At 46.6% G+C, this 2,479-nt stretch carries 3 protein-coding genes; all 3 read left to right on the top strand.

Annotated elements, in window-relative coordinates:
* A partial coding sequence (locus DOT_RS30210; RefSeq protein WP_009614457.1) for a hypothetical protein occupies positions 1–312 on the top strand: 312 nt, incomplete at its 5' end.
* Positions 309–665 carry an IS66 family insertion sequence element accessory protein TnpB gene (tnpB, locus tag DOT_RS03895; RefSeq protein WP_040411176.1) on the top strand — a complete coding sequence of 119 codons (357 nt, stop codon included), beginning with the start codon at positions 309–311 and terminating at the stop codon, positions 663–665. The genes DOT_RS30210 and tnpB, both read left to right, overlap by 4 nt.
* A gap of 117 nt (positions 666–782) precedes the next feature.
* A complete protein-coding gene (locus tag DOT_RS03890; RefSeq protein ID WP_050809822.1) occupies positions 783–2,414 on the top strand; it encodes an IS66 family transposase in 1,632 nt (543 codons plus the stop codon).
* Positions 2,415–2,479 lie beyond the last annotated feature (65 nt).

Genomic DNA, 2,479 nt, shown 5'->3' with positions numbered 1-2,479 from the left:
TTATCCATGACTCTCGAAGAGCAGTCCACCATCAGACGCCAGAAGGTAAACGATTACCGTGCTTCTGGCCAGACCGCTGCCGCATGGTGCTCAGAAAACAACGTAAGTACCAATAAACTCCGGTACTGGCTGACCAAATGCAACCGCGAAGATAACGCTGACCCTCAGCAGGAAAGCTTTATCGAATTGAAGCAGACATCCGTTAAGGAAGTTCCGGTTATTGTTAAGATCGGAGCGGTCTCCATAGAGCTGTATTCTGGCTTTCATGCGGAGACTCTGCGCGAAGCTATTGCTGCTATTCATTCCAAATGAGTCTAAACGCTGCTGGCCTCAGAATATTTCTTTCCTGCAAACCCTGCGATATGCGGAAAAGCATCGAAAGTCTTACGACATTAGTACAAACGCAACTTCAAATGGATCCGTTTGAAAAGTGTCTCTACGTGTTCTGCAACCGAAACTGTGACAAATGTAAAATCCTTCATTGGTCGAATAACGGCTGGTGGTTGTACTATCGAAAACTGAGTCAAGGCGTCTTCCGATGGAAGTTTCGCGAAAACAAGCAAGTCCTTGAGGTTTCCGAACAGCAGTTTAGGTGGCTTTTGGATGGTTTATCTATGGATCAGCCATCGGCACACAAACCAGTTAAGCAGAGGATTATACTTTGATCAGATCCTCGAAAATCTTAAGCTAAATTTGCTTAAAACGCCCTATTTTCCCCTATTTCAGGCCTTTTTTCCGCTATTATCCTGTGATCCTCGGCTAGTCTATTATATAATGAGGATATGGATAACGAGATAAAATTACCTGAAAAACCACAACTGAATTACAGGGAAATGTCACAGGCAGAACTGGCTGCGCACTGCGAAAGACAGGATAAAGCCATTGCCGAACTGACCCAAAATTTGAACCGGCTCATTGAAATGATCCGGCTGAATACTCAGCAGAAGTATGGTACCAGCGGTGATTCCGTAGCCTATCCTGAGGGCATGGAGCAACTCAACTTCTTCAACGAAGCCGAAGCCACTGCCTGCCAGGGGGAACCGGAGCCAACCTTTGAAGAAGCGACCGCGAAGACCCCCAGAAAACCCAAACAAAAGGGTAAGCGTGAGCAGGACTTCAGAGATTTGAAGGTTACTGTCATCGAGCATGAGCTTCCAGCTGAACAACAGGTTTGTCCGGTCTGTGTCAGTCCTCTGCATGATATGAAGGTCGAGGTTACGAAAACACTTAAGCTTGTACCGGCCCATTTCGAAGTCGAGGAACACCGCCGTCATGTCTATACCTGTCGTGCGTGTGAAAAGACCCAAGGCGAAGGCGATAAAATCCCCTTCGTTCGTGCTGACATGCCCAACTTTCCGATTCCAGGAAGCTTCGCCACACCGGAACTTATCGCAGGTATCATCAACAGCAAATATACCAATGCGATGCCGCTGGCCCGGATCGAGCGTGAGTTTGACCGGATGGATAGCGTCCGGATCTCTAGGCAGAACATGAGTAACTGGATACTCCAGTGTTCAGAGGAATACTTTTCAAGGATCCACACCCATATGAAAAGCACTCTTCTGAGTAAGGATGTTTTGCATGCTGACGAAACTTGGACGAAAGTTGTGCAGCAGGATGGCAGGGAACCTAAGAAGAAATGCTATATGTGGGTTTACTGCAGCGGAGCGCATGACGAACCGATTGTCTATTATGAATTCCACGAAAGCCGGGCTTCGAAATCGGCTAAGGAGTTCCTCAAAGACTATACCGGTTACTTGCATTCAGATGGCTACGAAGTTTACCATCGACTGGGCTCTGGAATCACGGTGGTTGGATGCCTTGCCCATATAAAACGCAAATTTACGGACGCTATCAAGGCATTAAGTCCAGAGGAGCAAAAGAAGACTGTTTGCTTCAAGGGGCAGGAGTACTGTGATTACCTGTTCCATATTGAAAAGAAATACAAGGATGCCGAACCCGAAGAGCGTCATAGGAAGCGCCTCACCCTGTTGAAACCGGTGATGGATGCCTTTTTAGCGTGGCTTAAAGAGACGAAGCCTCTTACGGTTCCTAAATCCCAAGCTTATGATGCCGTTAATTATGCGCTGAACCAGTGGCCGTACTTTGAAAACATCCTACTGGACGGACGCTTGGAGCTGACAAACAATCTAGTCGAGCGAAGCATACGTCCCTTTACAATAGGCCGGAAAAATTGGGTGACCATGAAAACGGATCGTGGCGCCCACGACAGTTCAATGGTCTACAGCATCATTCTGACTGCGCTGGCTAATGACCTGAAGGTTTATGATTATCTGGTTTATTTATTGAAACAGATGCCGAATACCGATTTCAACGAGCACCCGGAACTGATTGAAAAATTTGTTCCTTGGTCGAAAGAGCTTCCGGCAAACTGCTACAAAACTAAAAAATAGGGAATTGGTGTCCAACCTTTGTGTTGGGCTTTTTCTTTACTCAAGTGCATAGGTTTTGACAATTA

Origin of the sequence: Desulfosporosinus sp. OT (assembly GCF_000224515.1) — a bacterium.
In the GTDB taxonomy this organism is placed as follows: Bacteria; Bacillota; Desulfitobacteriia; order Desulfitobacteriales; family Desulfitobacteriaceae; genus Desulfosporosinus.
Note: the sequence above shows the minus strand (reverse complement) of the source record. Positions and strands in the feature narration are given on the sequence as shown.